This is a genomic window from Paenarthrobacter sp. NPDC089714 (assembly GCF_044748905.1).
GTDB lineage: Bacteria > Actinomycetota > Actinomycetes > Actinomycetales > Micrococcaceae > Arthrobacter.
In genome coordinates, this window is the sequence record NZ_JBIVGX010000001.1 from 795678 (window position 1) to 821632 (window position 25955).

General features: G+C 65.2%; 23 protein-coding genes. 13 read left to right on the forward strand and 10 right to left on the reverse strand.

The window, feature by feature from the left end; translation table 11 throughout:
* Nucleotides 1-68: 68 nt before the first annotated feature.
* The 3 genes from ACIPY3_RS03880 (at nucleotide 69) to ACIPY3_RS03890 (ending at nucleotide 5713) form a co-directional block, all read left to right on the forward strand.
* The gene (locus ACIPY3_RS03880; RefSeq protein ID WP_400330288.1) at nucleotides 69-1244 is read left to right on the forward strand and encodes an exonuclease SbcCD subunit D; all 1176 of its coding nucleotides are present in this window, start codon (nucleotides 69-71) and stop codon (nucleotides 1242-1244) included.
* Nucleotides 1241-4276, forward strand: a complete 3036-nt coding sequence (locus ACIPY3_RS03885; RefSeq protein WP_400330290.1) for an AAA family ATPase — start codon at nucleotides 1241-1243, stop codon at nucleotides 4274-4276. Before ACIPY3_RS03880 ends, ACIPY3_RS03885 begins: the two co-directional genes overlap by 4 nt.
* Before the next feature lie 87 nt (nucleotides 4277-4363).
* Nucleotides 4364-5713 (forward strand): MFS transporter, encoded by a 1350-nt coding sequence (locus tag ACIPY3_RS03890; protein ID WP_400330629.1) that lies wholly within the window; start codon nucleotides 4364-4366, stop codon nucleotides 5711-5713.
* A 1-nt stretch (nucleotide 5714) separates the two neighbouring features.
* Here ACIPY3_RS03890 and ACIPY3_RS03895 read toward each other — a convergent pair whose 3' ends face one another.
* Nucleotides 5715-6326 (reverse strand): TetR/AcrR family transcriptional regulator, encoded by a 612-nt coding sequence (locus tag ACIPY3_RS03895; RefSeq protein ID WP_400330293.1) that lies wholly within the window; start codon nucleotides 6324-6326, stop codon nucleotides 5715-5717.
* A 228-nt stretch (nucleotides 6327-6554) separates the two neighbouring features.
* Between ACIPY3_RS03895 and ACIPY3_RS03900 the strand changes: the two genes are divergently transcribed.
* From ACIPY3_RS03900 to ACIPY3_RS03925, 6 genes are read left to right on the forward strand one after another with little or no spacing between them, the layout of a single operon-like run.
* Nucleotides 6555-8282 (forward strand): amidohydrolase, encoded by a 1728-nt coding sequence (locus tag ACIPY3_RS03900; protein ID WP_400330296.1) that lies wholly within the window; start codon nucleotides 6555-6557, stop codon nucleotides 8280-8282.
* Nucleotides 8283-8298: 16 nt separating this feature from the next.
* Entirely contained in the window at nucleotides 8299-9291 is a 993-nt protein-coding gene (locus ACIPY3_RS03905; RefSeq protein ID WP_400330298.1) for an ABC transporter substrate-binding protein, read from the forward strand.
* A 27-nt stretch (nucleotides 9292-9318) separates the two neighbouring features.
* Nucleotides 9319-10092: an ABC transporter permease gene (locus ACIPY3_RS03910; protein ID WP_400330300.1), complete on the forward strand. Its 774-nt coding sequence runs from the start codon at nucleotides 9319-9321 to the stop codon at nucleotides 10090-10092.
* Nucleotides 10092-10871: an ABC transporter permease gene (locus ACIPY3_RS03915; protein WP_400330302.1), complete on the forward strand. Its 780-nt coding sequence runs from the start codon at nucleotides 10092-10094 to the stop codon at nucleotides 10869-10871. Before ACIPY3_RS03910 ends, ACIPY3_RS03915 begins: the two co-directional genes overlap by 1 nt.
* A complete protein-coding gene (locus ACIPY3_RS03920; protein ID WP_400330304.1) occupies nucleotides 10868-11749 on the forward strand; it encodes an ABC transporter ATP-binding protein in 882 nt (293 codons plus the stop codon). Before ACIPY3_RS03915 ends, ACIPY3_RS03920 begins: the two co-directional genes overlap by 4 nt.
* Nucleotides 11746-13356, forward strand: a complete 1611-nt coding sequence (locus tag ACIPY3_RS03925) for a sulfatase-like hydrolase/transferase (protein ID WP_400330306.1) — start codon at nucleotides 11746-11748, stop codon at nucleotides 13354-13356. Before ACIPY3_RS03920 ends, ACIPY3_RS03925 begins: the two co-directional genes overlap by 4 nt.
* 40 nt (nucleotides 13357-13396) lie before the next feature.
* Here the strand turns inward: ACIPY3_RS03925 and ACIPY3_RS03930 are convergent, their stop codons facing one another.
* Nucleotides 13397-14356 (reverse strand): helix-turn-helix domain-containing protein, encoded by a 960-nt coding sequence (locus ACIPY3_RS03930; RefSeq protein WP_400330308.1) that lies wholly within the window; start codon nucleotides 14354-14356, stop codon nucleotides 13397-13399.
* A 233-nt stretch (nucleotides 14357-14589) separates the two neighbouring features.
* Here ACIPY3_RS03930 and ACIPY3_RS03935 point away from each other — a divergent pair, with 233 nt between their 5' ends.
* Nucleotides 14590-16065, forward strand: a complete 1476-nt coding sequence (locus ACIPY3_RS03935) for an APC family permease (protein WP_400330310.1) — start codon at nucleotides 14590-14592, stop codon at nucleotides 16063-16065.
* 73 nt (nucleotides 16066-16138) lie between these two features.
* Here ACIPY3_RS03935 and ACIPY3_RS03940 read toward each other — a convergent pair whose 3' ends face one another.
* Nucleotides 16139-16933: a MoaF C-terminal domain-containing protein gene (locus tag ACIPY3_RS03940; RefSeq protein WP_400330312.1), complete on the reverse strand. Its 795-nt coding sequence runs from the start codon at nucleotides 16931-16933 to the stop codon at nucleotides 16139-16141.
* Between the two features lie 123 nt (nucleotides 16934-17056).
* The gene (locus tag ACIPY3_RS03945; RefSeq protein ID WP_400330314.1) at nucleotides 17057-17794 is read right to left on the reverse strand and encodes an IclR family transcriptional regulator; all 738 of its coding nucleotides are present in this window, start codon (nucleotides 17792-17794) and stop codon (nucleotides 17057-17059) included.
* 129 nt (nucleotides 17795-17923) lie between these two features.
* On the opposite strand from ACIPY3_RS03945, the gene ACIPY3_RS03950 reads away from it, so the two are divergent.
* Nucleotides 17924-19258 carry an MFS transporter gene (locus tag ACIPY3_RS03950; protein WP_400330316.1) on the forward strand — a complete coding sequence of 445 codons (1335 nt, stop codon included), beginning with the start codon at nucleotides 17924-17926 and terminating at the stop codon, nucleotides 19256-19258.
* Nucleotides 19259-19315: 57 nt separating this feature from the next.
* Here ACIPY3_RS03950 and ACIPY3_RS03955 read toward each other — a convergent pair whose 3' ends face one another.
* A complete protein-coding gene (locus tag ACIPY3_RS03955; RefSeq protein ID WP_400330632.1) occupies nucleotides 19316-19978 on the reverse strand; it encodes a phosphoribosyltransferase in 663 nt (220 codons plus the stop codon).
* 86 nt (nucleotides 19979-20064) lie between these two features.
* Here ACIPY3_RS03955 and ACIPY3_RS03960 point away from each other — a divergent pair, with 86 nt between their 5' ends.
* A complete protein-coding gene (locus ACIPY3_RS03960) occupies nucleotides 20065-20478 on the forward strand; it encodes a MarR family transcriptional regulator (protein ID WP_400330318.1) in 414 nt (137 codons plus the stop codon).
* A gap of 19 nt (nucleotides 20479-20497) precedes the next feature.
* Here ACIPY3_RS03960 and ACIPY3_RS03965 read toward each other — a convergent pair whose 3' ends face one another.
* The 5 genes from ACIPY3_RS03965 to ACIPY3_RS03985 form a co-directional block, all read right to left on the reverse strand.
* A complete protein-coding gene (locus ACIPY3_RS03965; RefSeq protein ID WP_400330635.1) occupies nucleotides 20498-21322 on the reverse strand; it encodes an alpha/beta fold hydrolase in 825 nt (274 codons plus the stop codon).
* Nucleotides 21323-21326: 4 nt separating this feature from the next.
* Nucleotides 21327-21656 (reverse strand): biotin/lipoyl-containing protein, encoded by a 330-nt coding sequence (locus tag ACIPY3_RS03970; RefSeq protein WP_400269037.1) that lies wholly within the window; start codon nucleotides 21654-21656, stop codon nucleotides 21327-21329.
* On the reverse strand, nucleotides 21649-22689 hold the full coding sequence (locus ACIPY3_RS03975) for an alpha-ketoacid dehydrogenase subunit beta (RefSeq protein ID WP_400330321.1): 1041 nt from the start codon (nucleotides 22687-22689) through the stop codon (nucleotides 21649-21651). The genes ACIPY3_RS03970 and ACIPY3_RS03975 overlap by 8 nt, the downstream gene beginning before the upstream one ends.
* Nucleotides 22682-23722, reverse strand: coding sequence for a thiamine pyrophosphate-dependent dehydrogenase E1 component subunit alpha (locus ACIPY3_RS03980; RefSeq protein ID WP_400330324.1), 1041 nt, complete (start codon nucleotides 23720-23722; stop codon nucleotides 22682-22684). The genes ACIPY3_RS03975 and ACIPY3_RS03980 overlap by 8 nt, the downstream gene beginning before the upstream one ends.
* Nucleotides 23723-23860: 138 nt before the next feature.
* Nucleotides 23861-25246 (reverse strand): amino acid permease, encoded by a 1386-nt coding sequence (locus ACIPY3_RS03985; protein ID WP_400330327.1) that lies wholly within the window; start codon nucleotides 25244-25246, stop codon nucleotides 23861-23863.
* 176 nt (nucleotides 25247-25422) lie between these two features.
* Here ACIPY3_RS03985 and ACIPY3_RS03990 point away from each other — a divergent pair, with 176 nt between their 5' ends.
* On the forward strand, nucleotides 25423-25896 hold the full coding sequence (locus ACIPY3_RS03990; RefSeq protein WP_397322473.1) for an Lrp/AsnC family transcriptional regulator: 474 nt from the start codon (nucleotides 25423-25425) through the stop codon (nucleotides 25894-25896).
* Nucleotides 25897-25955: the final 59 nt, after the last annotated feature.

A 25955-nucleotide genomic window follows, 5' to 3' on the forward strand; every position in this document is an offset into this window, starting at 1 on the left:
CAGGACGGGTTCGACGGCGGGCGGCCAGCCTTCGCTTTATTGTCGGTGCCCACCGTTAGCTTGAAAATATGCGGTTACTTCATACCTCGGACTGGCATCTCGGGCGGTCCTTCCACGGCGTCGGCATGCTTGAGTCCCAGCGCAGCTTCGTGGACCAACTGGTGGCCTGTGTGGCGGCGGAGTCAGTGGACGTCGTGTTGATTGCCGGTGACGTCTACGATCGCGCACTGCCCGGGCTTGATGTGGTGACCTTGTTGGACGAAGCCTTGGTCCGGATCACGGAGGCCGGCGCCAGCGTGATGCTGACCAGCGGCAACCATGACTCCGCCATCCGGCTCGGTTTCGCTTCCCGTTTGCTGGAACGCGGGGGAGTGCATTTGAGGACACGCATCGAGGACCTGGACACTCCAGTGGTGCTGCCCGGCGGTCCAGGCCGAGAAGGGGAGGGGATCGTCGCCCTGTACGGCATCCCGTATCTCGAGCCGCGACTGGTGGCCGAACGCCTCGGCGTTGAAGATGCCAACCACTTCGACGTCACCAAGGCTGCAACGGACCGGATCCGCCAGGATGTTGCGCGGCGTCGGAAGGCCGGCTCCGTGTTTCCTGTGGTTCTGGCGCACACCTTTGCCAGCGGGGGCATTACCTCGGACAGCGAACGGGACCTCAGCATCGGTGGTCTCGGAGCCGTGCCGTTGGACCTGTTCGAGGACTTCGGGTACACCGCGCTGGGCCATTTGCACGGCCGGCAGGAGCTGGCGCCGCATGTGCGCTACTCCGGCTCTCCGTTGGCGTATTCGTTTTCCGAGGCCAGGCACCGGAAGGGCGCCTGGCTTGTTGACGTGGATGCCGGTGGCCTTGTGGATGTCCGGGAGGTGGTCTGGGACGCTCCACGCACCCTGGCCGTCCTTCGCGGAACGCTGGCCGAACTGCTCGAATCGCCGGACCACCAGTGGGCCGAAGAGGCGTTCTGCCAGATCACCCTGACCGACGCCAAGCGTCCGGTCCAGGCCATGGAGCAGCTCCGCGCACGCTTCCCGGACACGCTGGTCCTGGCCTTCGATCCCCAGGGCGTGGAGGCAACTGCCGAGGTCACCTACAGCAGCCGTTTGGCCGCTGCGGAGGACGATCTTGGCGTCTGCTGCGGTTTCCTGGAGCACGTCCGCGGACACGGTCCCGGGACCGTCGAGGACGCGGCCTTGCGGGAAGCGCTTGAAGCGGTGCGAGTGGGGGAGGCAGAACTGTGAGAATCCACCGCCTGGAGATTGAAGCCTTCGGACCATTCGCCGAACCCCAGCGCATCGATTTCGATCATTTGGGTGCCCAAGGACTGTTCCTGCTCAACGGCGCCACAGGTGCGGGCAAGACCAGCATTCTGGATGCCGTTTGCTTCGCCCTGTACGGTGCGGTGCCCGGCGCCCGCCAGGAAGGCAAGCGGCTCCGTAGCGATCACGCTGCTCCGGCGGCGGAGCCACGGGTAGTCTGCGAGTTCACCGCACGTGGGCGTCGGTTCGAAGTAACCCGTTCGCCCTCGTGGGACCGGCCCAGCGCGCGCGGCCGCAACGGCTACACGACGCAACAGGCGAAGACCCTCCTCCGGGAGCGCACAGGCGGAGCGTGGCAGGAAAAGTCCTCACGCAATGATGAAGTGGGCGCCGAGCTCTCCGACGTACTGGGTATGGACAGGGAACAGTTCACCCGGGTAGTGATGCTTCCCCAAGGGGACTTCGCTGCTTTCCTCCGTTCCAAGGCCTCGGACCGCCTGGACCTGCTGCAAAAGCTTTTTGGCACGGAGCGTTTCGAAGCCGTCGAAAAGCAGCTTGCCCGCATGGCTGCCGAGGCTGCCAAGGCCGTTGAGGATAATACGGCGGACTTGAAACTGCTGCTCGGCAGGGCCGCCGCCGAACGCGAAGCGCTTGGTTTGGAGCAGGACGTCCCGGAAGGAACCGGTGCCGCAGCGTCCCCGGAGGATTCCCTGGCTGACACCTCTCCCGAGGCATGGCTCGGTGCCCTCGGCACCAAAGCCGCCGCAGAACGGGACCGCCGCGAGCTCCAAGCCGACGCAGCCGAGGCCCATGCGGCCCGATTAACGGAGAAGCTCCACGAGGACCAGGACAAGGCCCGGCGCCACGGAAGGCTGGCCGCGGCCATGCAACGACGCGTCTTGCTCGAGCTTGCAGCGCCCAGGGCGCTGGAAGACAAGGAACGACTCGGCAGGCACCGCCGGGCTGCAGTCCTCAAGGGTCAGCTCGACGCTGCGGAGAACGCCGACCGCGCCTGCCTGGCGGCCGGCGCCAGGTCCGATGAAATCCATGGACTGCTCCAGGAAGCGGGCCTCGCCGAGGAAATCCCCGAGGTCGCCCTCGAATCGACCAAGACCACCATTGCCCTGGTGGAGGCCCGAGTGTCCGATGAACAGCGCATGGAGGCCATCGCCGGAAGGATAGAAGCCAAACACGCCGAACGGACCACGTCCGACGCCGCGGCCGCACAAGCGCAGGAAGCGCTGAAGGCCCTGGCGATCCAGGAGTCCGCGGTTCTTGCGGACATCGCCCGGCTGGAGCCCGTGGCCGCGAAGGCCGGTGACGCGGACCGCGCGGCCGCTGCTGCCATGGAAGTGCTGGACGTGGTGGACCGCTATGCCCGGGCAACAGCGGAACGTGATGCTGCCGAAGGACGGCACGCCCAAGCACGGACGGTATCGCAGGATCTCCGTCAAGGATGGCTGGACCTCCGGGAGGCCCGGCTGGCCAACGCAGCGGGCGAACTCGCCGCAGCCCTGGTGGACGGGGAGGCCTGCGCGGTGTGCGGCAGCGCGGAACACCCCCATCCTGCCTCGGCTGCGCAGTCAGCCCTGTCCCTCGCCCAGGACGAGGACGAGTCCCGCAAACGCTTCGAGGCCAGCGAGAAGGTCCTTGCCCGGCTGGCCTCCGAGTTGTCTTCCACTGAGCAGGAGCTTGCCGCATTGGCCGCCCGGGGTGGAGCCGTGGATGCCGCTGAAGCAGCATCCCTTGCCCAGTCGGCCAAGGCAGAGGCATCAGCCACGCGGGACGCTGCCCAGCAGTTGGAGTCCCTGAAGGGCCGGCTGGAGCAGTTGCACCGCCGGGCGGATGCGCACCGCGAAGAACATGGCTCATCAGTGGCAGCCGCTGAGCAGGCTGCCTCGCTTGCCGGGCTCCTCCAGGAACAGCACACCGCCATCCAGACTGAATTGGCGGGCCTCAAACAAGGCTTTCCGAGCCTGCAGGCCCGGCTTGAGGCCCTCACGGAACAACGGAGCCTCCTGCAGTCAGCGGTGGCCGCCGGGCAGGAAGTGGAACAGGCACAGCGCGCCAGCGCCGACGCCCTCGCCGTCCTGGACAAGGCTTTGCCCGAGGCCGGGTTCGGCTCAGCGGACGACGCCCGGCGGGAACTGCTCACGCCATCCGACGTCCTTGCCCTCGAAACGGCGCTCTCCGATTTCGAGAATGAAACCGCCCGCCTGGAGGAATTGTTCGCGGCAGAAGACCTTGTCCTGGCAGGCAAGGAGGCGAGTATTGGCGAATTGCCCCAAGCGGAGGCGGAGCTTGCCGGTGCTGCCCGGGAAGCCGCGGAGGCGGCCACCACCGCCAGGGAGCTTGCCTTGTCAGCCCGGCTCGCGGGGAAGGCTGTGCAGACCCTCGGACGGATCAGGGACGAGTACCGGCAACTGACCCTCACCGGACAGGAGCCCCGTGAACGCGCCCGCCTGCTGGCGGGCTTGGCGGACACGCTGCGTGGCGCCGGGGAGAATACCTACCGCATGAGCTTGAACAGCTACGTGCTGGCCGCCCGCCTGGAGCAAGTGGCCCTTGCGGCATCGGAGCGCCTGGTGACCATGAGCGATGGCCGGTACACCCTCCACCACACCGATGCCAGGGCCGCCCGCAACCAAAAGTCCGGGCTGGGCTTGGAAGTGGTGGACGAGTGGACCGGCCAACGACGCGATACGTCCACGTTGTCCGGGGGCGAATCCTTCATGGCTTCCCTGTCCCTGGCACTGGGTCTGGCCGATGTGGTGCAGCAGGAAGCCGGGGGAGTGGACATTGAGACGCTCTTCGTGGACGAGGGCTTCGGAAGCCTGGACGAGCAGGCACTGGAGCAGGTGATGGATGCGCTGGAGGGACTGCGTGACGGCGGCAGGGTTGTGGGCCTGGTCAGCCACGTCGCGGACATGAAGCAGCGGATCACCAGCCAACTCCACGTAGTCAAAGGCCGGCACGGCTCCACCGTGAAGATCGTCGAGGCCATGCCCGTCTGAGGCAGTATCCGATAGACTTGATTCGTTACACCGGGTCGCGCGCATCGGGAGGAGGGACGATGCGCAAACTTTAGCGAACCCGGAATGATGGAAAAATCTTCTTTGGCCTCCCAGCCGATGCCCGCTCCACACACCACGCCCACACCACGGCCTTCCCGCTTGCCCGGCCGTTTCGCCCGGCTGCCCGAGCTCGCGGGCCCCGGGTTCCTGCCGCTTGGCCTCTTTGCGAGGCTGCCCCTGGCGATGCTGACGGTGGGTACCCTGACGCTGGTCACGGCGGTGAGCCACTCCTATGCCATTGGCGGCATGGCTGCGGGAGCGGTGGGGATTGGCTCCGCCATAGGAGCCCCCGTGCTGGGTACCCTCGCTGACCGGGCAGGCCAGCGAACCGTGTTGCTTGTTGCCGCCGTGATCAACACCCTGGCGGTTGCAGGACTCCTGGGCGCCGCCTACCTCACTCCCGCCTACGCCTCACCGATGGATGCCCTGGCTGTGCTGGTGACGGCCTTCCTTGCCGGTGCGAGCTGTCCCCAGGTGGGTCCCATGGCACGTGTGCGGTGGATGGCCCTCACGACGCGCAACCTCGCCGCGCCGGTTACCGGCCACCGAAGCGTCGCTGCCAACCGCGCGGATCTGGACACCGCACTGTCCTATGAAGGAACCGCCGACGAAATCACCTTTGTCCTGGGGCCGGCGCTCGTGGGTCTCCTCGCGAGCTTGGTGGCTCCGTGGTTGCCGCTGGCACTTGCGGCCATCATGACCATCACCCTGGTCCCGGCGTTTGCCGTCCACCCCAGCCACCAAGCCGTGGTCCCGCACCCACGGAAGCCGGGTTCCGGCGTCGTAAGTTCCGAACGGCAGAACCGAGGCCGGCGGGCCACCGCCGTGGTGGCGGTTCCGGTGCTGGCCATGGTGTGCATGGGCACGTTCTTCGGGGCAACCCAGAACGGTTTGAGCGCCTTCGGGGCGGAGTTTGCCACGGCGGAGGTCGCCGGACTCCTGTATGCCGTGATGGGTCTCAGTTCCGCCGTGGCCGCGTTGTCCGTGGCCTTCTGGCCGCAGCGTTTCGGACTCCCCGCGCGGTGGGTGGCTGCCGCGTTGGCGATGTCTGCGCTGTCAGTCCTGCTGCTTCTGCCCGCGGGAATGTGGTCGATGGTCGTGGTGCTGCTGGTGCTCGGCATTCCGGTGGGGCCGGTAATGGTGACCGTCTTCAGCATTGGTGGACTGGTTGCGCCGCACGGCCGCATGGCCACGGTGATGACGGCCCTTGCGAGCGGCATCGTGGCCGGAACAGCCTTGGGCGCCTACCTGGGTGGGCAGTTGGCCCAGGACCAGGGACCGGGGGGAGCGTTCCTGGTGTCCATGGCCGCGGCACTGGGGTTGCTGGTGCTGGGGCTGGTGACGTGGCTGGTCCTGCGCCGCAAGAGCGCAGCCTGACTCAGCTGTAGTCCAGGCCGGCCGCCAACGACCGGGCCATGAGTTCCACCAGCCGCAGCGAACGGTCCTCATCGGGGTCCGCCAGGTGTTGCATGCTGATGCCGTCGATGCCTGAGATGAACAACCGGGTGACGTCTTCCAGGTTGTGGGGGAGCGGCTCGCCGGACGCCTGCGCTGCGTTGCGGAACAGCTCCAGGGTGGAGTTGACCCAGCCGTCGTACATTGAACGGTTCATGAGCAGTGCCTGGGGCTGGTCCACAGCCTCTACGCGGTACCGCCTGAGGAGCAGTTCGAAGGTAGTCACCTGCTCATGCGGGTTTTCCAGCATGCGGCTCCAGATGCGCCTGGCATGGGCGGCGATCATGGGGCGCAGTCCCAGGCCGGGGTCTGCCACGGGTTCCAGGGCCTTGGCGTAGTCCCTGCTCAGGAAGTTGTAGACCTCTTCGAGGAGTTCGTCCTTGTTGCGGAAGCAATAGTGGAGCGCTGCCAGTGGGGCATCTGCCTCACTGGCAATCCGCCGCGTGGTCGCTGACGCGAGCCCGTCCTGGGCGATGACCCGTGCCGCTGCCTCCACGAACTGCAGTCGCCGTTCCTCGGCGGGAACCCTGGCCATGCTCGGCCCCTCTCCTCATGTTCTGACCGGTCATGCCAACAGCCGGTCCCATCGATCCTAGGCGGTGTCCGCCCGGGCCCGCTTTCGGCGCCGCCGGGGAGGGTGGAAATGACCTCCAAAAGAAACTTTAGCCGAAAACCTAGTCAAATGACCTAGTCAAGCGACATACTTCTTTCAGGAACGTTGCCTGCATCACATTTCGTGGCTGCAGAAACCTGAGGAGACCCGATGCAAGAATTCGCCGATCTGGTGATCATCAATGCGGAGGTCCACACCATGGACCCCAGCGATCCCGGAAGCCTGACCGACTCTGTTGCCGTCAGAAACGGCCTGGTGGCAGCGCTGGGACGCGAAGACGTCGATGCCATGACCGGTCCTGGCACAGTGACGGTCGATGCTGCCGGCGGAGCAGTGATTCCCGGCATCAACGACGCACACCTCCACTTCGTCTCCGCGGCCATGGCCTCCTATGGTTACGTCCGCCTGGACGCAGCGGCGGCACCCGACTGGTCCGCCGTCGTCAAGGTCATCGAGTCTGCACCCGTGGGTGCCGACGGCTGGATCCGCGCCCACGGGTGGGATGAAGTGGCGCTGGGACCCGCCGTCGGGCAGTTGCTTGAATCCCGGCCCGGGACGCCCGTGGTGGCGTTCGACCAAACCGGCCACCAACTGCTGGCCAACCACGAAGCAATGCAACTGGCCGGAGTCACCGCCGCCACTGCGGACGTCGACGGCGGCGTGGTGGTTCGCGGTCGGGACGGTAACCCCACCGGACTGTTTCAGGACGGGGCCATGGAACTCATCTCCCGCGCCCTGCCACCTGTTCCCGAGGAAACCCTCCGGCCCGCGTTGCTGCGCCTGCAGGAACACCTGCACTCCCTGGGCATTACGTCCCTCACGGATCCCGGACTCGGTCCCGCCAGTGCCGGACTCATGGACGGGGCCGGCTCGACGGCGGCCCTCGGCTTGCTGGGCGACCTCGCCGGGGAGGACCTGCTCACTTTGCGGATCAACGTCCTCATGCTGTTCGCGGGGACGGGCGGTGCTACCGCCCACGCGGTGGAAGAGGGCTTGGGCAGCGGCCTTGCCGATGCCTACTCGGCCAGGGGAATCGACCCCCGCCAGTTGCGGATAGCCGGCGTCAAAGTCTTCGCCGACGGTATTCCGCGCAGCGGCACGGCCTGGATGACCGAACCCTACGGAAAGGCCTGCACCCACGGACGCCTGGTGATCCAGGGCGGCACTGACGCCGAGAGGGTGGCCGAACTCCACCGGATCCTGCGGCTGATCGACACGGCAGGCCTTCAAGCCGGTATCCATGCCACGGGCGACGCCGCTACCGGCGCCGCAGTGGAAGCCATCCTCGCTGCAGGAAACCGTGCCGGGGGTGCCAGGCACTACGTCATCCACGGGTCCTTCAGCGACTCCGGCGTCCTCTCCACCATGGCGGACCACGGCATTGGCTACAGCACCAACCCGCTGATCCGGTCCGAGGCGGGGGACATCATGCGCACCGTCCTGGGCGAGGAGCGCTTTACCCGCCACCAACCCCTCCGCTCTGCCCTCCATGCCGGCGTGCAGTTCAACCTGGCCTCGGATGCGCCCGTGACCAGCCCCGACTGGCGGCGCACCATCGTGGCCGCCGTTCGAAGGGGAACGGCGTCCACCCCCGGCGATCCTGCCGACCCCGAACGGATCACCGGACTGCAGGCCCTTGCCTCCATGACCGGCAAAGCGGCCTGGCAGGACCACGCGGAACATTTCAAAGGCTCGCTGTTGCCGGGAATGGCGGCAGACCTTTGCCTCTTGTCCCGTCCCTGGCCGGAGGACGAGGAGATCGAAGCGCTCCTCCACTCCGGGACCAGGCTCACCGTGGCGGGCGGGCGCATCGTTCACCAGTCCACCTCTTCAGACACCGGTTCTGAGCAATTCTCCAGTTCTTCCAACCGTTCGTAACCCAAGGAGCATCCCCATGAAACGCACTCTTCCGTTGGCTTTGGCCGCCCTGCTCTCCATGTCCCTGGCTGCCTGTGGCACCTCGTCCGGTCCGTCGGCAACCGCTGCGGCCGATGGCACCACCACGCTCAAGGTGGGGACCATAGGCATTGGTTCCGACGCCGGGATCAAGCTCGCCATCGACAAGGGCTACTTCAAGGAACAGGGGCTCAACGTGGAGCTCTCTGTCATTGCCAACCCACCCGCCGGCATCGCTGCTGCCCAAAGCGGCCAGCTCGACCTCACCTACACGCCGTCAATCCCGATGCTCAACGCCCTGAGCCAGAATGTGCCCCTCAAGGTGGTGGCTGCCGCCGATGGATACAAGGACGGAGCCAGCGAGGGCGCCGAGCTGAACCGGGTGGATGACACCGGTCTCCTGGTGCAGAAGGCCTCCGGCATTTCCCGGCCCAAGGACCTGGAAGGCAAGAACGTCAGCGTTCCGGCCCGCAAGGCGCAGCTTGAGGTCACGGTCAGCAAGCTCATCAAGGACGACGGCGGCGACCCCGCCAAAGTGAACTGGATGGTCCTTGATCCTTCCTCCGCGCTTCAGTCCCTGAACTCCGGCCGGGTTGACGCAGCCTCGCTCGTGGCGCCCTTTACGTCCAAGGCCGTCTCCGAGGGCAACCGCCTCCTGGCATCGCCCGGCGTCAAGTTCTTCGAGGAAGGGGCTATCGGCCTCTGGGTTTCCGGGGCGAACACCGTCAAGGGCAAGCAAAAAGCCCTGGAAGGCTTCAAGGCCGCCATCTACAAGGCCAACGCCTACGCCAACGGCCACACAGACGAAGCCCAGCAGCTCAGCGCAGAGATCACCAAGACTCCCTTGGACGTGGTGAAGTCCGGTGCCGTCAACTACTGGCCGGAAGAGGTCCGCATGGAGGACATCGAGCGTGCCAACACCAACCTTGCCGACCTCGGCTTCCTCAGCGCCCCGGTAAAGCTGCCGGGCGACCTCATCTTTGGTAAGTAGGTCCGGCGTGGCAACGGGAGACTCACCATGAAAACGTCAATGCGCCCCTTGGCCTACAGCGCGGCCGGTATTGCCGCAGCGTTGGTTGTGTGGCAAGTCCTGGCAACGGCCAAGGTGGCCGGCAGCGCTTTGCCGCAGGCCACGACGGTCTTCGGAATGCTGGCAGGGATACTCGGCACGGGAACCTTCTGGTCCGCCCTTGGATCAACGGTGGGGATAGCACTCTTCGCCCTTGCCGTCTCAGCCGTAGCCGGCGTCATCCTCGGACTGCTCGTGGGCAGTTTCGAGACCATCCGCTACGCCACCCTGGCGGTCCTTGAGTTCCTCAAGCCCGTGCCACCGATCGTGGTCTTGCCGCTGGCTGTGCTGGTCCTGGGCCCCACAGCCCAAATGTCCCTGTTCCTGGTGGTGTTCGGCTGCTTCCTGCCGATCGTCATGCAGACCGTCGATGGGGTGCAGGGCACCGATCCGGTGGCCCGCGATACTGCCCGCAGTTACGGAATGTCCGGAACCGAAATCCTTTTCCGCGTGGTCCTGCCCAGCGCCTTGCCCTACATAGGAACGGCCATGCGCGTGGCGGCTCCCGCAGCCCTGGTGGTCACGGTGGTCGCAGGGCTTCTTGGCGGCGGCCCGGGACTGGGCCAGAGCATCTACCAGGCCCAGGCCGCCGGGGACTACGCCACGTTGTACGCGCTGGTGATCGTCCTGGGCATCCTCGGTTTGTTGTTCCAAGGTGCCACCAGGCTGGCGGAACGCCGGGTCCTGCACTGGCATGAGTCCTACCGGGAAGTGGTGCCCTGATGAAATCCCTGACGCTTCGAAACTGGTTGATCGGAGCGGGCACTCCGGTGCTCCTGCTGCTGGCATGGTGGTTCCTGTCCGCCGGCTCGATCGACCCGTTCTTTCCGCCCCTGCAGGACATCCTGGTGCGGTTCCAGCAATTGTGGCTCTTCGACCACTTCCAGTCGGATGTCCTGCTGAGCCTGGGCAACCTGTTTATCGGTTTCCTGATTGCAGCCGCAGGCGGGGTTGCCTTGGGATTTGCCACGGCGCTGGTCCCGCAGGTGCGCTGGATGGTGGATCCCCTGATCCACTTCCTGCGGGGCATCCCGCCCGTCGCCCTGGTACCGATTTTCATTTCGCTGATCGGCTTCGGTACCCAGATGCGCGTCACCAGCATCGCGTTGGCCGCACTGTTCCCCACCATGATCGCCACTGTGGACGGCATCCGTGGAGTGGGGAGCGACCTGAAGGATGTGGCCCGCGTCTACAGGTTGACCCGCAAGGAGCGACTGGTCAACGTCCTCCTGCCCGCAGCCGCGCCGCAGATCTTCTCCGGACTCCAGGTGAGCCTGCAAGTGGCGTTCATCGTCATGATCGCCAGCGAAATGCTGGGCAGCTCCCAAGGCATCGGTGCCATGACCCTCCTCGCCCAGCAAAGCTTCATGACCGCCGATATGTGGGCCGGAATCCTGCTCCTTGGCGTTATCGGGTTCCTGGTCAATGTGGTGTTTGCGCTCATCAAGCGCCGGGTCCTGTCCTGGTACATCGGTTCCCGGGCCATGGCGCGTGCCGCATGAGCAACCGGCAGTCACTTACGCTTCCCCTCCAGAACAGAAAGTCAGCCATGCAGCAGCAACCAGAAGCCACCCGGCAGCCAGAAGCCAGCCAGCAGCAGAATGCTTCTGCTGTACCGCGGCTGGATGTTTCCCACCTCGCCAAAACCTACGGCAGCGGCGAGAAGGCCCGCACGGTCATCGAAGACCTCACCTTCACGGTGGATGCCGGCGAGATCGTCTGCATCGTCGGGCCCTCGGGCGTCGGCAAAACAACGCTGCTCAAGTGCCTGGCCGGCCTCCACCCTGCCAGCAGCGGCCGCGCCGCCATCGACGGGCGGACCATTGACGGACCACCGCCGGAGATGGCACTGGTGTTCCAGGACTACAACCGCTCGCTGATGCCATGGTTGACCGTCCGCAAGAACATCGTGCTGCCGCTGAAGCACCTCAAATTGCCCGCAGCGGAACTGAAGGAGCGCTGTGACAGTGCGCTGGCCGCCGTCGGGCTTTCCCATGCCCACAACCAGTACCCGTGGCAGCTGTCCGGTGGCATGCAGCAGCGCGTGGCGATTGCCAGGGCCCTGGCTTACCGCCCGGAAATCCTCATCATGGATGAACCGTTCGCCTCGGTTGACGCGCAAACCAGGTTCGACCTGGAAGACCTGTGCCTGAAAATCCGGCGCGACTTCGGGATGACCATCCTGGTGGTCACACACGACATCGACGAGGCCGTGTACTTGGCCGACCGCGTAGTGGTCCTCGGATCCCGTCCGGCGCGGGTGCATAAAATTGTCGACGTCGACCTGCCGGCTCCGCGGGAGCAGATCACCACGCGCTCGCTGCCGGCGTTTGCCCAGCAGCGCACCGAGGTGCTGTCCATGATCAAGAGGCCCGCATGAGTGCCGGCACACCGGATGGATCCCGGCGCCGGCCCAACGTGCTGTTCTTCATTGCGGACCAGCTCAGGGCGGACCACCTCGGCTTCGGCGGAAACGGCACGGTCCGAACGCCCAACCTTGATGCGCTCGCAGCCAAGAGCATGGTGTTCACCCATGCCACAGTGGCCAACCCCACGTGCATGCCCAACCGGGCCAGCCTCATGACCGGGCGCTGGCCATCGGCCCACGGAACCCGCTGCAACGGCATTACCCTGGACCCCCTGACGCAAACCGTGCCGGGGTCCCTGGCCTCTGGCGGATACCGGACCATTGGAGTTGGCAAACTGCACCACCAGAACATGGGCTGGGAGTTTGAACCGCACCAGGCGGAGGAAATCCGCCGGACGGATCCATTGCTCCTGGACAAGGCGGTGGGTGACGCCCACACCCGCAACATGGTGCCGGGCTGGGATCAATGGGAGAACCGCGCAGCCCATGATGAGCGCTTCATCGCGCTGCCCGCCGACTACTACGGGTACCAGCATGTTGACCTGGTGATCGGCCATGGCGACCGTCCGGGTGGCCATTACGTGCACTGGGCCCGCGAGCGTGGTGTGGACCCGGAGGCTCTGGGCGGGCCGGAACAGTCCGCCAGCACCTTCACCGGCTGGGACCAGGTGTACCAAACGGCCATCCCGGCCGAAGCCCATGCCACAAGCTACGTCAGCGAGAAGGCCATTGAACACCTCAAGGACGCTGCCGGCCAGGACCAGCCCTTCTTCATGTTCGTTTCCTTTCCGGACCCGCACCACCCGTTCTCTCCGCCGGCGGGGTACTCGGACCTGTACGATCCCGACGACGTGCCGTTGCCCTTGGGCTTCGATCAGGACCACGCGCGCTCACCGGGCCATGTCCGGACCATGATCGAACACCGGGGCACGCCGAATCCCGATCCCACCATGACCTGGGCCGCCACTGCCGAACAGTACAGGCACGCCGCGGCCGCCCAGTACGGCCTGATCACCATGATGGACGAGCACATTGGCCGGATCCTGGACGAACTCGAACGGCAGGGCCTGGCGGAGGACACGGTCATCGTCTTCACGAGCGACCACGGCGATCTGTTCGGCGACCACGGGCTGATGCTGAAGCACTTTGTCCACTACCGGGCAGTGACCAATGTTCCCCTGGTGGTGCACGTTCCAGGAGGTGCCACCGGACGCACGGACGCCCTGGTTTCCAGTACGGACCTTGCACCCACCCTGCTCGAACTCGCGGGGTCAACGGGCTTTCGGGGGATTCAGGGCAGGTCCCTGGTGCCCTTGCTGGACGGCAGCCTCCACCGGCACCGGAACGCTGTGCTGGTGGAGGAAGAGCAGCCCTTCGGCCTGGAGGGATTGCCGGGCCCCGTGCGGATGCGGACCGTGATCACCGAACAGGGCCGCCTCACGCGCTACTTCGGCACGGACGTGGTGGAACTTTACGATCACCATTCCGATCCCGGTGAGCTGGTGAACCTCGCCGGTGATCCTTCCGCCGCGGAGTTGGAGGCCCGGCTGCTGAAAATCATGGTGGAGGAGATGGCGGCACTGGCCGATGAAGGGACGGCGCCTACCGCAGCTGCCTAGCGGGAAACCGCCGGAAAGGTTCGACGGCGGTGGCGGAACCTCAGTGGCTGCTGCGGTAGCCGGTGGGGGAGTTCCCGAAAGCGGCCCGGAAGATCCGGCTGAAGTGGGCTGCATCGGTGAACCCCCACCGCGCTGCGATGGCGGTCACGGCCCGGTCTGCCAGCACCGGGTCCAGCAGGTCCCTCCGGCAGCGTTCCAGGCGCCGCTGCCGGATGGAGGCAGCAACGGTGGTCCCGATTTCCTGGAACAGGTCATGCAGGTGCCGCGTGGAGATGTAGTGGGCTGCAGCGATGGTTCCAGGGGAAAGCTCCGGGTCGCCGAGGTTGGCTTCGATGTAGTCGTGGATCCTGCCGAGCAGGAGCAGGTGCGGATCGCGGCCCGTTTCAATCAGGTGGTCCAACTCGCCATTGAAGAGGGTGGTCACCAGGTCAAGGGCGTTGTGGACCAGGCGAAGTCCGTTGGTCCCGGACAGTGCCTCGAGATTGTCGGCCAAGCGGACCAGGAAGGGACTGATCAGCTCGCCCAGGCCTTCGTCGCCGGGGATCCGCAAGGCGGTCACATGGCCCATGGCTTCGGCCGGCAGGTCCAGCAGCACATGCGGGAACATCAGCACCAACGTGCGGAAGTCGTCGTCGAACGTTAATTGGTACGGGCGGGAGGTGTCGTAGATGGAAAGGTCGCCCGGGTTGAGCACGGCCTCGCGCTCATCCTGGACCAAACGGCCGGTACCGGCGAGTTGGATGCTGAGCTTGAAGTAGCGTCCGGTGGAACCGGCGATCAGTTCGGGGGTCCGCAGGACGGTGTGGGGTCCGGCAGTGACCTCCACGACGGAGATCTGGCCAAGGACCCTGGCGCGCATGGCTCCATGGAACGTGGCCCCGCGCGGTCCCTTGGCCAGCAAGGGCACAAAGGAGGCCGAAATGGCCCGGCTCCATTCCTGGAACGAATCCGCGACGATGGTTTGCACGGTAGCTGGCCCGGTATCAGCCGCGACGGTCATCAAGCTCCCTTTCAATGGCCCGCCGTGCCGCTGGGTACCGGCAAGGGATGCCGCAGACCGGACGTGAGCTTGCCCACGATTCTACACCGCGGCCCTGCGCCACTGCGGCGTGCGTGGACAGACAACCACCTTGCCGTGTGAGACAAGTCACGCAGTGCCTGTCCAGTGGAAGATTGCGGGATGACCCACACCTACCGCGCCATCTCCCGCGGTATCGAGGCAGGAGCACACTTATGAGCGTGGACAACCCCGTGAAAGGCCGGACCGCCGGGTCCGTCACCACCAAGAGGCGTCTGGGCGTTCCGGCCGTGACGTTCATGATCATCGCGGCCTCGGCGCCGCTCACCGTCCTGGCCGGTGGCGTGACCACCACGTTCGCGGTAACGGGCGTCACCGGCGTGCCGTTGTCCTTCCTCATCCTCGGCGGGATCCTGGCCCTCTTCGCCGTGGGGTACGCCGCCATGAGCCGCTACGTCACCAACGCCGGGGCCTTCTACGCCTATATTGCCCAAGGCATCTCCCGGCCTGCCGGAGTAGGCGCCTCGCTCGTGGCGCTGATGGCCTACAACCTGATGCAGGTGGGCATTTATGGGCTCTTCGGCTTCACGGTGTCCTCGTTGCTCTCCGCGCGGCTGGGCGTCAGCGTTCCGTGGTGGATTCCCGTGCTTGTCTGCATCGCCATCGTTGGGTGGCTCGGAGTCAACCGCGTGGACCTGTCCGCGAAGGTCCTGGGCATCCTCGTGGCACTCGAATTCCTGGTGGTCATTGTGTACGACATCATGAGCCTGGCCGTTGCGCCGGAAGGTGTCAGCGCCGCGACGTTCACTCCGGAGAGCCTCTTCGTCCCGGGGATCGGAGCGGTGCTTTCCTTCGGCATTGCGGCGTTCATGGGCTTCGAATCGGCAGCCATCTACGGCGAGGAATCCAAGGACCCCAAGCGCACCGTAGCCCGGGCCACGTTTGCCGCCGTCGCCATCATTGCCCTCTTCTACGCCGTGTCCGCGTGGGCCATGACCGTAGGCGCGGGGCCGTCTGCCGTGATTGAGACCGCCACTGCCAACGGACCGGACATGATCTTCTCCTTCCTGGGCGCCAATGGTGGCGTCCTCCTCAGCGACATCGCGCAGGTCCTCTTCGTCACGAGCCTTTTCGCCGCCCTGGTCAGCTTCCACAACGCCGTCGCCCGCTACTTCTTCTCCCTGGGCCGCGAGCAGGTTATTCCCACAGCCCTCGCTGCGGTCCGTCCCGGCAGTGGAGCGCCCTTTGCCGGTTCGCTGGCCCAGACACTGATCGCCGTCGTCGTGACCGTTGCGTTCGCCATCGCCGGGAGCGGTTCCGAACTCGGGGAACTGTACCCCGTGCTCACCATGTTCACCTGGTTGACCAACAGCGGAGCGATGGGGCTGGTGCTGCTTATGACGGTCGTCTCCCTCGCCGTGATTGGCTTCTTCCGCAAGGAATCACACGGCGCCAGCCTGTGGGTCCGCGTGGTGGCACCGACACTCGGGTTCATCCTGCTGGCGGTGGTGTTCGTGCTGATCCTGGCCAACTTCAACGTCCTTCTGGGACAAACGGAGTCCACGGCGGCCACCTTTGTCCTGCCGCTGGTGGTGCTGCTCCCGGGTGTGGTTGGCATTATCTGGGGCTTGCGGCTGCGGCGCTCGCGGCCGGCGCTCTACGCCCGGATCGGCCACGGTTCGGAAAGCTGAAATAACGCAGCCCGGAGAGCTGAAAACGCAACAAGAAGGCGTCCCGGCAGATCCTGCCGGGACGCCTTCTGCTTTAGAGCGCGGGGTTTAGCCCGGGGCTGTGGTGGCTGACGCTGACCAGCCGGCCATGGGCGCCGAACGTGAAGTGGACGGGTGCCACTCCGGACTCGTCCCAGCCGAAGAGGCTCCCGTGGGAGCGGATGGCGTTGACATCGCGGTGATCGGCGATGGTCACCGAACCGCACGGAATTACCTTCTCGCGCCACGTGAAGACGAAGATGCCCGGCCTGACCTGGAAGACGGTGTTGGAGTCGGTGTCCGCCAGGCCGCGTTCGGGACCCGCCAGGCACTGCCACGTGTACCAGGTGGGGCTGAGATAGACGTGTTCGTACGCGTGGACGGGGCTGTAGACCCATTCCACGCGGCGACCGATCAGGCCGGTGCTTTCCTGGATCGGTTCGCCGCCGGTCGAGTAACCCTCAAGGACGCCGGCCCGGAAATCGTGCTCCACCGCAGTGGTACCGGGAGTTGCTTGCCCCAGCAGGGCGCCGATGTAGAGGGCCCGGCCGTTGGACAGGTCCAGGATGAGGGACACCGCCAGCCCTGTTTCCACGCTGCTGTGCCACTGTGCGTAGTAGAGCTGTTCGGCCACAAGGAAGGCTTCGTACTGCGCAGTGCCGGCTTGTCCTGCGGCTGCCCAGTTCACCTCTTCGTCGTCGAAGCTGAACGTCATGGGACCGCCGTCGCCATTGACGGTGAAGTGGCGGCCTGCAAGGTCCTGGACTGTCGGTGCCTTGTTGGCGTCGAAGCCAGGGGCCAGGCCGTCCAGCGGCAGCCAGTTGGACGTGTCAAGGAGATTCACGCTCATGGGGTTCCTTCCGAAACTCTGCAAGGGCAGGCCAAGCGGTCCTGTCCTCTTATGAGTATTCGAAATCCTTTGGGCCGCGGTCTTGTGTGCTGGGGCACACTCCTTGGCCTGGAGGGAATGACTTCAGGCGAGCTGGCTTTCGATCCGCGCAGCGCTTGCCGCGAGTGCCTGCCCCACGTGGTCCGCGTCCTGGTCCATCCGGATATAGACGACGGCGATCGCGGCCGGCCGTCCGCCGGGAACGTGGATGGGGGCGGCCAGCGAAGACAACCCGGCAATGACTTCGTCGTGGCTGGTGGCGTAGCCGACGCGCTTGGCCTCGTGTGCTTCAGCCCGGTACGGCAGGCCTGGTCCTACCTGCTGCCAGCGCTCCTCGGTCATGGTCGACTGGATGGCGATGCCCGGCGCGCCGGTGCTGATGGGGTGGCGGGTTCCGGGGTGTTGGGCGAGTGCCGCGCCGGATTGGCGGGGTTCCACCGTGACCAGGGTGACGCATTCCTGGTGGTCCCACACGGCAACGAAGGCTGTCATGTGCAGCGTGTTGGCCAGTTGCGTGAGTTCGGGGAGGGCTGCGGCCTGTAGGTTGCGCGACACGCCGCGGGCCAGGACAGCGAGTCCGGCCCCGGGCTGCACCCGGCCGGAGTCGTCACGGAACACGAGCGAGTGGTCCTCCAAGGTGCGAAGGATGCGGTAAGCGATGGAGCGGTGCACGCCCAGTGCTTCGGCAAGTTCGGCAATGGTCAGGGGGCGATCGGCGGCCGCCAGGATCTCCAGTGCGCGGATTCCCCGCGAGAGGGTTTGCGACGGCGGAGCCTGGGTAGGTGCCTCCGTCGGTCCTTTGACGTCGCTGCGGGAACTCATGCCACCAATCCTATGTCCCGGAAGCTCTGTGCTTTCGGTCACAGTATGTAGTACAGTTTCCTAACTGACCGTTCTGTCGGTTAATGCAAGTCACACGCCGACGAGTCACTCACACCCACTGGAGTTCCAATGACCGCAACTTCCTCTGTCGACTCCCTGTCAGGTCCCAGCAGTAAGCGCGAAGAGCGTCGCGTCCTGGCCGGGACCCTGGTAGGAACCACTATCGAGTGGTACGACTTCTTCATCTTTGCCCAGCTCACGGCCACCCTGTTGTCGCCGCTGTTCCTGACGCCGCTGGAAAAGTCCAACCCCGGAGTCGCGCAACTCCTTTCCTTCGCCACCATCGGCATCAGTTTCCTCTTCCGGCCGCTGGGGGCATTCGTGGCCGGCCATATGGGGGACCGGATGGGCCGCAAGGCTGTCCTGGTCATGACGCTGGTGATGATGGGCGCTGCGACCGCCCTGATCGGCCTGCTGCCGACGTACGAAACCATCGGCTTGTGGGCTCCCGTGCTCCTGATCTTCCTGCGCGTCGTCCAGGGGTTCTCCGCCGGTGGTGAATGGGGCGGAGCGGCCCTGATGGCCGTGGAGCACGCGCCAGTCCCAAAGCGGGGATTGTTCGGTGCCTATCCCCAGATCGGCGTGCCGATCGGCATGATCCTCGCCACCGGGCTGCTGTTCTTCCTCCAGTCGGGCATGTCCAAGGAAGACTTCAACGCGTGGGGCTGGCGCGTTCCGTTCCTGCTCTCCGTGGTGCTGATCGTGGTGGGTTACCTTATCCGGCGAGCGGTCGGTGAAAGCCCGGTGTTCAAGGAGATCGCCCAGCGCAAGGCGGAGAGCAAAGCGCCGTTGGGTGATTTGTTCCGCTCGAACAAGAAGGAAGTAATCCTCGCCGCACTGATCTTCATCGCCAACAATGCCGCGGGCTATTTGCTGATCGCATTCTTCATCTCCTACGCCACCAAGGCCTTGAAGATGCCCGCGCCGCAAGTCCTGCTGGCCACCACCATCGCTTCCTTCGGTTGGCTCATCTTCACCATGGTGGGCGGTTGGCTCTCGGACAAGATTGGCCGCGTCAAGACGTTCCTGCTGGGATACGCCCTGGTGTTCGTCTGGATGATTCCCATGTTTGCGTTGATCGACAGTAAAGACATCCTGCTTTACGGGACGGGGCTGTTCGTTTTGACGATCGGCCTCGGACTCTCCTATGGACCCATGTCCGCGATGTATGCCGAAATGTTCCCGGCGCAGGTCCGCTATTCCGGGATCTCCATCGGCTACGCCCTGGGCGCGATCCTGGGCGGCGCCTTCGCGCCCTTCATTGCGCAACTGCTCCTTGACCAGACCAAGTGGTCCGGTTCGGTAGGCATCTACATCATGGCCCTCTGCGTCATCTCCGCCGTGGGAGTGATCCTGGCCAAGGAAACCAAGGGCCGTCCGCTCGGCTTCAGCACGCACCACTAGCCGAAACCAGCAACAGGGGGCGCAGCCGACACACCAGCTGCGCCCCTTCCTGCGTTGCTAGGAATGCCCTTCCGTGCCCTTCAGCAATTCCATGACATCCTCGTCCGTCAATTGCTCGAAGTGCCGGTAAAAGGCGCCCACGGCGTGGAACTTGCCCGGGATGTGCAGGCTGAACACGGCGTCGCACACCCGGGACAGCGACGTTGATGCTTCGAGGGATGCGACAGGGACTGCGGCGACGACAGCGGCGGCACCTGCCGCGCGGACGGATTCGACGGCGGCCCGCATGGTGGCGCCCGTGGCCAGGCCGTCGTCCACCAGGATGACGTTCTTGCCACGCAGATGGTGGTTGATGCCTGGGTATCCTGCGGCACGACGGCTGAGTTCAGCGCGTTCGGCGGCCTCCACCGCATCGAGGGCGGACTCGGACATGCCTCGCGTCAGGAGCAGCGATTTCAGCTGCCTGTTGACGATCCGGACAACATCTCCCTGGCACCAGGCGAGGGCTCCAAAGGCCGTCTCATCCCGGCCGGGGATGCCGAGCTTCCGCACCAGGACGGCGCCAAAGGGCAAATACAGTTCTGCTGCTGCCGCCGCGGCGATGGGCACGCCGCCGCGGGCCAGGCCCAGCACCACGGTGTCCGGCCGTTCCCTGAACTGGGGGAGTCCCTGGGCCAGGCGTTGCCCGGCCTCAGCCCGGTCCCTGAAACGCATGCCCATTTGCTCCCATTCCCATGTTGTCCGGCGCTGGTTCAAGCCTACAGTTCATCCTTGCCCGGGGATTGTCACACTGGAAGCATGGCCTTGTGAACAAGCCCATCGGTTATTGGATCAAGCGGCTCGATGCCGCCCTTGAAGTGCAGTTGGACAGTACGCTTGCGCGGGTCAAGCTGAGCCGACGCCAGTGGCAAACGCTCAACGCCCTGTCCGAGACGACCATGAAGCCGGACGAACTGCACGAGGTCCTGAGCCCGTTCTGGGGCACGGACGTCCGGTTGCGGGAACGGGAGCTCGCCTCGCTGGTTGGCCGGGGGCTGATCACCATGATCGATGACAGGCTTACCCTCAGCGATCGCGGCCGGGAGACCTTCCATCAAGCCCAACGCCTGGTGGAGGAGGCGCGCCTGGATTTGTCCATGGGCATCGGTATTGATGAATACGCCATGGCCGTCAGTGTCCTGGAGCGGATGAGCCTGAACGCTGAGCGGCTGGCCCGGTAGGCCTGTCAGCCAAGACCGCTCAGGCCCCCAGGAACCGGACGGCGGCTTCCTTGAACGCGCGGCTGGTGATGACGTTGGTGTGGGTCCGGCCCGGAACCACCAGGGTTTCCACTGCGGCGCCGCGCTTCCCCGCCAGTTCTGCCAGTTGAGGCATACTGGCCGCGCGCTCGTCCTTTTCGCCGGCAACCAGCAGGAGCGGGATGTGGGGAGCGGCTTCTGCCGGGTCGAACGGTTCTCCCTTGATGGCTTCGATGAGGGACAACATGGCGAAGAGGTCGTTGCTGGGCAGGAGCCGGGCCATTTTCAGCAGCCCATCTGTGGACTCGTCTGCAATTGGTGTGCCGTCGGCCAGGTACCGCTGGGCCGCCGGGAGGTCGAAAGCGGCGAGCGGGTCGGCGGCGCTGGGCCCGCCCAGCACCACACGGTGCACCAGGTCCGGCTGCGTGGCGGCGAATTCCCACGCCAACCGCGAACCCAGCGAGTATCCGATGATGTCCAAACCGCTGGCAGGGTTCCCGTCCCGCAGCGGCCGCGCTCCGGCGTCGAACACTATCTGGAGGAGGTCGGCACGGATCCGGCTGGGCGTGTACGAGTCCAGGTCCTCGGGGGAGTGGCTGCGGCCGTGGCCGGGCAGATCTACGGTGATGACCCGCCGGCCCGCTTCCTGGAGGGTGGTGATCCAGCCGCTGTCGCCCCAGTTCAGCTTGCTGGAGGAGGAGAATCCGTGGATCAACAGCACGGGCCGCAACCCGGCATCCGTGGCAGGTTCGTGGACTTCGACGAACAATTCGGGATCAGTGCCTTCAACGGTGTGCCGCTGTTCCACTGTGTGCCTGCCGGTCATCATGTCAGTCCTCATCGAGTACGGCGCTCAGGCGGACCCGGCGCTTGGGTGCTTCGTCCTTCGGAACAGTGCCCACGATCCCGGCGGTGTCATCCGGTACCTCGAACACGATCAGCGGCTCGCCGACGTTGATGGTCCCACCCGGCTCGCCGTGAATACGCACCACTTTACCCGCCTGGGGGCTGGGCAACTCGAGGGCTGACTTGCTGGTTTCCACCTCCACCAGGGGTTGGTTCCGTTCCACCTGCTGGCCCGGCTCCACGAGCCATTCCAGGACGGTTGCTTCGATGAGGCCCTCACCGAGGTCGGGGAGGGGGAAGGAAATTTCAGCCACGGCGGTACTCCAGTACGCGTTGGATCCCATAGAGGATGCGGTCGATGGTGGGCAGGTATTCGTCCTCCAGGTCGCCGGAGGGGTAGGGCACATCAAAGCCGGTGATGCGCTCCACGGGCGCCTTCAGGCTGTTGAAGCATTGCTGGGTGATAAGTTGGGCGACTTCGGCGCCAAGGCCCGAGGTCAGCGGCGCTTCATGGACGACGACGGCGCGACGCGTCTTCGCAACGGAGGTAGCCAGTGCTTCGGCATCGATGGGTTTGAGCCAGCGCAGGTCCAGGACTTCGACGTCGATTCCGTCTTCGGCGGCCAGTTCGGCCACCTGCAGGCAACGTGCCACCATGGCGCCCCAGGCCACGAGCGTCACGTGCCGTCCCCTCCGCGCTGCGCGTGCCCCGGTAAGGCTGCCGCCGTCGTTCGTTTCTTCGGCGGGAACCGCTGTGGCGACGTCGACGGGTCCTTTCTGCCAGTAGCGGGACTTCGGTTCCATGAAGATCACCGGGTCCGGCCGGGAAGCGGCGTACTTAAGGAGGTGGTAGGCGTCGTGCGGGGTGGACGGTGAGACAACCTTGAGGCCCGGAACATGCGCGAACAGGGCTTCGAGGCTTTCGCCGTGGTGCTCGGGAGCGCGGATGCCGCCGAAGCTGGGAACGCGGAGCGTGATGGGCATGGGCAGCGCGCCACGGCTGCGGTAGTTCATCCGGGCGATCTGGCAGACGATTTGGTTGATGGCCGGGTAGGCGAAGCCGTCGAATTGGACCTCGGGGATGGGGTGGAAGCCGGCCATGGCCAAGCCTACGGACATTCCGAGGATGCCGGACTCGGCCAAGGGGGTGTCGAACACGCGGTCTTCGCCGTGCTTGGCCTGGAGGCCGTCGGTGATCCGGAAGACGCCGCCCAGTTTGCCGCAGTCTTCGCCGAAGATGACGGCCTTCGGATCTTCCGCGAGGACGTCGTCCAAGGCCCGGTTGAGGGCCTGCTGCATGGACAAGTGCTCAACACGGGTTTTGGTTTCCATGAGCGTCTCAGACATGGTCGGACTCCTTCCGCCACGCGGTGGCCTGGGATTGCAGGGCGGGGGTGGGTTCCTGGAAGACCAGGCTGAACATTTCAGCGCCGGGGCGGGGTCCGAGGGCTTCGATGCCAGCTCGGATGGCCTCTTCTTCTTCGTCTGCCTGGCGCTGGGCCAGGTCGAAGAAGGATTGATCTGCCACGCCGTCGGCCAGCAGCTGCTGCCGGAAGCGTGCAAGCGGGTCTTCCCCGGCATCCAGCCGTTCCTCGTCCAGCGTGCGGTAGCGGCCGGGATCGTCAGCCGTGGAGTGCGGACCGCGGCGGTAGGTCATGGCTTCGATCACCACAGGGCCATTGCCCGCGCGGCAGTGGGCCAAGGCCGAACGAGTGGCCTCGTGGACCGCCACCACGTCGTTCCCGTCCACCTGCAATGCGGGGATGCCGTATCCGGCAGCGCGTGCGGCCACGGAACCACCGGCAACCTGGCGCTCCGTCGGCACGGAAATGGCCCAGCCGTTGTTCTGGATGAAGAACACCACCGGGGCCTTCATGACCGCGGCAAAGTTCATGGCCTCGTGGACGTCGCCCTGGGACGAGGCGCCGTCGCCGAAGTAGGTCAGCGCCACGCCCTTTTCCCCGGACAACGTCTGGCCATGGGCCCACCCCACGGCGTGGAGGACAGAGCCTGCGACGACTGCCTGGATGGGGGCGAAGCGCGATTCGAGCGGGTTGTACATTCCGCCGTGCCACGTCGCTTTGTGGGTGGACATGTAGCCCACCATGTCCAACCCCATGGCACGGGCAACGCCCATCTCGCGGTACGTGGGGAAGACGAAGTCCCGGGAGCGGTCCACGGCGTAGCCGCTGCCAACCTGGGCGGCTTCCTGGCCCAGTTCCGGCGCATACCCAGGGATGATTCCCTGGCGTTGCCAGGCGACGGCAGCGGTATCCAGGTGGCGGACAGCGGCCATGAGCGTGTACAGCTCCCGCAACTGCTGGTGCGTGAGCGGTGCCTCGTCTCCTTCGACGGCGGCAAGCACTGGTGTGGTTGTCATGGCTGTGACACTAGTCACCAGAACAATGGGTGCGCAATCAGCTATGTTTTGGTCAAACAGTTTGTACAAAATGGCTACAAAAAGAGGCCCTTTGCAGGACAAACTGCAAAGAGCCTCTTTTATTCGCTGGACAAGTGGCTACTCGACGGAATGACCCACCCGGCCCGCTTTGGCGCGGGCGTTGAGGTAGCAGCCGAGCGCGATCACGAGGATCAACACCGCTGTGCCGAACAGTTGGCCGGCGCTCTCCGGATTGGCGAAGCCAACGGCGAAGATGATGCCCAGAAGGACGAGACCAAGGATGGTCAGGGCCGGGAAGCCCTTCATGCGCAGGGGGAGTTCCGTGCCGTCACGGTCTGCCCGGCGGCGAAGAATGAGCTGGGAAACCAACGCGGTGCCCCAGACCACCAGGCACGTGGAGCCCACCAGGTTCAGGAGGGCCGGGAGAACCTTGTCCGGGAACAGCAGTTCCAGCACCGTGGCGACGAAGCCGAAGGCAACCGAAATCCCGACGGCGGCAACCGGCACCTTGGAGCCGTTGATCCGCGACAGGAAGCGCGGCGCTTCGCCGCGCTCGGAGAGCGAGAACACCATGCGGGACGCACCGTAAAGGTTGGCGTTCAGCGCTGACAGCAGGGCAACAACCGCAACGAGGGTGATGGCTGCGCCGGCACCGGGGATGCCCGCGAGGTCCAGGACACCGGCAAACGGAGACTTCAGGCCTTCGGATCCCACTGGCAGGATCGCTGCGATAACGAAAACCGAGCCGATGTAGAAAACCAGGATCCGCCACACGACGGTCCGGATGGCCTTGCCGACACTGTGCGCGGGGTTCTCCGTTTCCGCTGCGGCGACGCTGACGATTTCGGTGCCGCCGAAGGCGAAGATGACCACGAAGAGCGCTGCCGCGATGCCGTCCAGGCCGTGGGGTGCGAAGTTTCCGAAGTTTGCGAGGCCCGGAGAGGTGACATTCGGCAGCCAACCGAAGAGGAGCGCTGCGCCAATGAGCAGGAAGATGACGATTGCGGCCACCTTGAGGATGGCGAACCAGAACTCGAACTCTCCGAAGTTGCGCACGCCCACCAGGTTGATGCCCGTGAAGACCACCATGAACACCAGCGCGAGGACCCACACCGGGATGACCGGCCAGACGGAGAAGAGGAGTCCCGCGGCCCCTAGGGCTTCGGCCGCAATCACCACCACCAACTGCAGCCACCACAGCCAACCGATGGTGCCGCCGGCGGTCTTGCCCATGGCCTTCTCGGCGTAGACGGAGAAGGCACCGCTGTTCGGGTTGGCCGCCGCCATCTCGCCAAGGGCCCACATCACCAGGATGATCAGGGTCCCGGCCACGAGATAGGAAACCAGGACCGCCGGACCGGCCGCTTGGACACCTGCGCCCGATCCGAGGAAAAGTCCTGCTCCAATCGCGCTGCCCAGGCCCATCATGGTGAGCTGGCGTGGCTTCAGGGAGTGGCCGAGGCCGGATGTCGATGCAGGAGCCGCGATGGACTTCGTTGTCATACGTGTCTACCTTCTATGGATTTCATACGGGTGTTGGCGTGCCTGCTTTGTGGGCTGGGCGCGCGGGGCGTCGACGACGCAGCAAGAGCCGTGGAATAATTCTCGCAGTTTGTAAGATACATCACTTTTTGCTGTGGCGATGTGATGGGTAAGGCTCCCCGGGGATAGGAACTTTGATGCTGGTCGATGCTCTTGATGCAAAAATTGTACGTTTCTTCACGGATTCGCCGCGATCCTCCGTCCTGGAGGCGTCGCGGGTCCTGAAGGTGGCGCGGGCAACGGTGCAATCCCGCATTGACCGCATGATCGAGAACGGCGTCATCGGCTCGTGGGTGCCGCAGCCGGACCCGGCAAACTTCGGATTCCCGGTGGTGGCGTTTTGCTCGGTCACCATTACGCAGGAGATCGGCCATGACGCCATCATCGAAGGCCTCAGTGCCATCCCGGAGATCATCGAAGTCCATACCGTCACCGGTAACTCGGATCTCATGGTGCGGATCGCCGCGCGCTCCAATCCGGATATGCAGCGGGTCCTCGACGCCATGATCGCCACCAAATCCGTGGTCAGGTGTTCTTCGGTGATCGTGCTGAACAGCCACATCCAGGGACGCACCCTCCCGCTCATGGAGTCTGCTGCGAAGCCTGTGTGACGAAAAGCATTTTGCCCTTCGCCCTTCGAGTCGTACCATTAGTTCTAGTCAATCTGACT